This window comes from Capnocytophaga sp. oral taxon 332 str. F0381, assembly GCF_000318275.2.
Classification (GTDB): domain Bacteria; phylum Bacteroidota; class Bacteroidia; order Flavobacteriales; family Flavobacteriaceae; genus Capnocytophaga; species Capnocytophaga bilenii.
In genome coordinates, this window is sequence record NZ_KB291337.1 from 1 (window position 1) to 4025 (window position 4025).

At 42.1% G+C, this 4025-nt stretch carries 4 protein-coding genes; all 4 read left to right on the forward strand.

The genetic code is table 11. The annotated features are described in order from the left end of the window. Positions 1-1505, forward strand: a 1505-nt coding sequence (locus HMPREF9075_RS09720) for a gliding motility-associated C-terminal domain-containing protein (protein ID WP_034557491.1), incomplete at its 5' end; no start/stop codon positions are given. 84 nt (positions 1506-1589) lie between these two features. Next, on the forward strand, positions 1590-1793 hold the full coding sequence (locus HMPREF9075_RS09725; protein WP_009416400.1) for a hypothetical protein: 204 nt from the start codon (positions 1590-1592) through the stop codon (positions 1791-1793). Positions 1794-1893: 100 nt separating this feature from the next. Further along, a complete protein-coding gene (gene carA / locus HMPREF9075_RS09730; protein WP_009416401.1) occupies positions 1894-2994 on the forward strand; it encodes a glutamine-hydrolyzing carbamoyl-phosphate synthase small subunit in 1101 nt (366 codons plus the stop codon). Between the two features lie 412 nt (positions 2995-3406). Continuing rightward, complete coding sequence (locus HMPREF9075_RS09735; protein ID WP_009416404.1) at positions 3407-3877, forward strand: DinB family protein; 471 nt, start codon at positions 3407-3409, stop codon at positions 3875-3877. Positions 3878-4025 lie beyond the last annotated feature (148 nt).

A 4025-nucleotide genomic window follows, 5' to 3' on the forward strand; every position in this document is an offset into this window, starting at 1 on the left:
ATGTGAGCATCACCCATAGCGGTACAGCAACCACAACAAGGAATATATTGGACGGCGGTACGGTGAACGGCGGCAGTCAGTCGGCAACTGTAACGGGTGCTAACCCAACGGTACAAATTACAGTAACATCAAGTCCGACAGGTTCGGTAGTACCAAGATTAGACCCATCAACAGGAATAGTAACGGTACCACCTACAACGCCTAATGGAGTTTATACTATCAGCTACCAAGTATGTACAACTGCAACGCCAACAAGCTGTGTAAGCAGAACAACAACGATAATAGTAGGTGATGTAACACCGACTATTGTAATCACACCAGATAGTTTTGTGGTATCGAGTACAAGTACGCGCACTACCCCAAGTGTATTTGATAATGACCGCATAGTAGATGCTAACGGCAACACTCATAGTGTAACCAGCAGTACGGTAACTATCAGTACGCAAACGGTAACAACAAATGCAAGTGGTAATACGGTAACGCCAACAATCAACCCTGATGGTACGATAACTATACCAGAAGGCTTGAGACCTGGTAACTATACAATTACTTACCAATTGTGTACAACTACAACGCCAACGACTTGTGCTAATGGTACGGTAACCTTTACGGTAGTACCTACACAGCCAACGGTGATTGTTAACCCAGATAGCTTTGTAGTTACAGGTACGGGTACTCGTACAACCCCAAGTGTATTTGATAACGACCATATATTGCACCCTAACGGTAGCACTACAGCAGTAAATAGTAACACTGTAACTATCAGTACGCAAAGTGTAACAACGAATGCAAATGGTAATACAGTAACGCCTACTATCAACCCTGATGGTACGATAACAATACCAGAAGGTTTGAGACCTGGTAACTATACAATTACTTACCAATTGTGTACAACGGCTTCGCCAAGTACTTGTACAACAGGTGAAGTGAATTTTGAAGTGCCTGATAACGAAGTGCCTGATGCACATACAATAACGGCTACTACCTTTATCAATACTCCTGTAGAGATAAAAGTAACCGATAAGCCAGCAACTCACGTGAATGTAATTACACCTCCTGCCAATGGTATAGCTACCAACAATGGAGACGGCACAATTACTTATGAGCCAAACAACGGCTTTGTGGGCACTGATGAATTTGAATATACACTATGCACCGCAGGTGGCTGTAGCACAGCAACAGTACGCATCACCGTTACAGCAGATTTGATAATCTATAACGGGGTGTCATTGAACGGTTCGGCATTGAATAACCACTTCCATATAGGAGGTATAGAGGCTTATCCAAATAATACGGTACGCATCTATAACCGTTGGGGAGCAGAAGTATTTAGTGCAGAGGGATATGACAACTTGACGAAGGTGTTTAACGGAAGATCGAATGCACGAGCTACTATGGATGCAGGCGACCACTTACCACAAGGTACTTATTACTACATCATAGAATACTATGATGCAGCTAATGAGAGACATAAAGAAGTGGGCTGGTTGTATTTGAAGAAATAATTAATGTTTCATAAAAAAAACTTTGGCAAGGCTTGGAGCTTTGCCAAAGTTTTTTTATGAATTTTGAATTGTGAATTCTGAATTTTGAATTGGTGGGAGTGCGAGCCGCACAGGCAGATTTTTGGGACAGGTGAGATAGGTGGGACGGGTGAGACAGGTGAGACGGGTGAGACGGGTAGGACGGGTGAGAGAATTTTGAATTGGGCACAAGCTGCAAGCTTGCGCCAGCAGGGGGTAATATATCATACTAACTCCGAAGAATTAAGAGATGAGAATTTTGAATTTTGAATTATGAATTTTGAATTGGCAAATTGTAAAAAAAAATAATTATTAATCATTGACAATTAAACATTATTTTGTATCTTTGCCACAAAATTACAACAGAACGATGAAGTATCAACAAAAAAAAGATGCGGTATTGCTTTTAGCCGATGGAACTGCTTTTTACGGTAAAAGCGTAGGCTATGAAGGTACTGCTTTTGGGGAAGTATGTTTTAATACAGGGATGACAGGCTACCAAGAAATCTTTACTGACCCTTCCTACTTTGGTCAGATAATGGTAACTACCAATGCTCATATAGGTAATTATGGAATTACAAGTTCTGAAGATGAATCGGATGGACTGAAAATAGCGGGTTTGGTATGTAGGAATTTTAGCTATACAGCCTCAAGAGCGGGTATGGAAAGTACGCTGAAAGATTTTTTTGATACCAACCACTTAGTAGCTATTACTGATGTTGATACTCGTGCTTTAGTGAGCTATATACGCGACAATGGTACAATGAACGCTGTTATTTCTACCGAAACAACCGACTTGGAGGTGCTTAAAGCACGTTTAAACGATGTTCCTAATATGAAAGGTTTAGAATTGGCATCACGAGTGTCGGTTACTGAACCTTATTTTTTTGGTAATCCGGATGCTAAATACAAAGTTGCAGCTCTTGATTTTGGTATCAAACGCAATATATTGCGCAATTTGGCTGCTCGCGATATGTATATAAAAGTGTTTCCTTACAATACTCCCTTAGAAGAGTTGAAAGCGTGGCAACCTGATGGTTATTTCTTATCAAACGGGCCTGGTGACCCTGAGCCGCTAACGGAGGTTATAGCACAAGTAAAACAGATGATTGCAGAAGATTTGCCTCTTTTTGGCATTTGCTTAGGACACCAAATTATCGCTTTAGCTAATGGTATTTCTACCTATAAAATGCACAATGGACATAGGGGAATTAACCACCCTGTGAAAAACTTACTGACAGGTAAAGATGAAATTACTTCGCAAAATCACGGTTTTGCAGTAAATAGAGCTGAAGCTGAAGCTAACCCTAATGTGGAAATTACTCATACACACCTAAATGATAATACTGTAATGGGCTTGCGCATCAAAGGTAAAAGATGTTTCAGTGTGCAGTACCACCCTGAAGCAGCGCCTGGTCCTAATGATGCTACTTATCTGTTTGACCAGTTTGTGGAGATGATAAGGCACTAAGTGCGAGCCGCAGGAGGAGAATTTTGAATTCTGAATTTTGAATTTTGAATTGGGTACAAGCTGCAAGCTTGCGCCAGCGGGGGTGCGAGCCGCACGGGCAGATTTTTGGGACTTGTGAGAGTGCGAGCCGCACGGGCAGATTTTTGGGACTTGTGAGAGTGCGAGCCGCACGGGCAGATTTTGGGGACTTGTGAGAGTGCGAGCCGCACGGGCAGATTTTTGGGACAGGTGAGACGAGTGAGACTTGTGGGACTGGTGAGACTTGTGGGACTGGTGAGACTGGTGGGACTTGTGGGACAGGTGGGACTTGTGAGGCTTGTGAGACAAGAGGAGAATTTTGAATTGGGCACAAGCTGCAAGCTTGCGCCAGCAGAGGGGATATATAAAAGATTGAAAAAAAATAAATAATAATATGAAAGAAATACTTACTCCTGAAGCATTACTTACTAATTTGAAAGATGTACGTGCTCTTACTCGTAAGGTGATTGAGGCTTTTCCTGAAAAAGACTTTTTTGAATTTAAAATAGCTAACTTACGTCCGTTTTCGGGAATGGTAGAAGAGTTTTTAAGAGTTTTTGACTATCTTTTTAAAGAGAGATTTCAGGAACAACATACTCTTTTCTTGGAGGGTACTTTTCCTACTACTAAAGCAGAAGTATTGGCTTTGTGGGATAGGAGTACTGAAATCCTCGACCGCGAATGGCAAAAAGTAGGCGATTATACTCAACCGCTTACTATCTATCAAATGACTTTTAGCTTTACTCAATGGATACTATACTTCATTGAAAATGAAAGTCATCACCGCGGACAAGGGTATACATACCTTCGTGCTTTGGATATCGAGCCTCCATTCTTTTGGGGAAGAGAGAGTTTTGGGCGTTAGGCGCCAGCCGCAGGAGGAGAATTTTGAATTTTGAATTCTGAATTTTGAATTGGGCACAAGCTGCAAGCTTGCGCCAGTTGGGGTGCGAGCCGCACAGGCAGATTTTTGGGGCAGGTGAGAGTGCGAGCCGCACGGGCAGATTTTTGGG

Excerpts from the sequence above, each read along its gene's own strand:
- HMPREF9075_RS09735 (WP_009416404.1), top strand. The coding sequence starts at position 3,407 with ATGAAAGAAATACTTACTCCTGAAGCATTACTTACTAATTTGAAAGAT.
- carA (WP_009416401.1), top strand. The coding sequence starts at position 1,894 with ATGAAGTATCAACAAAAAAAAGATGCGGTATTGCTTTTAGCCGATGGA.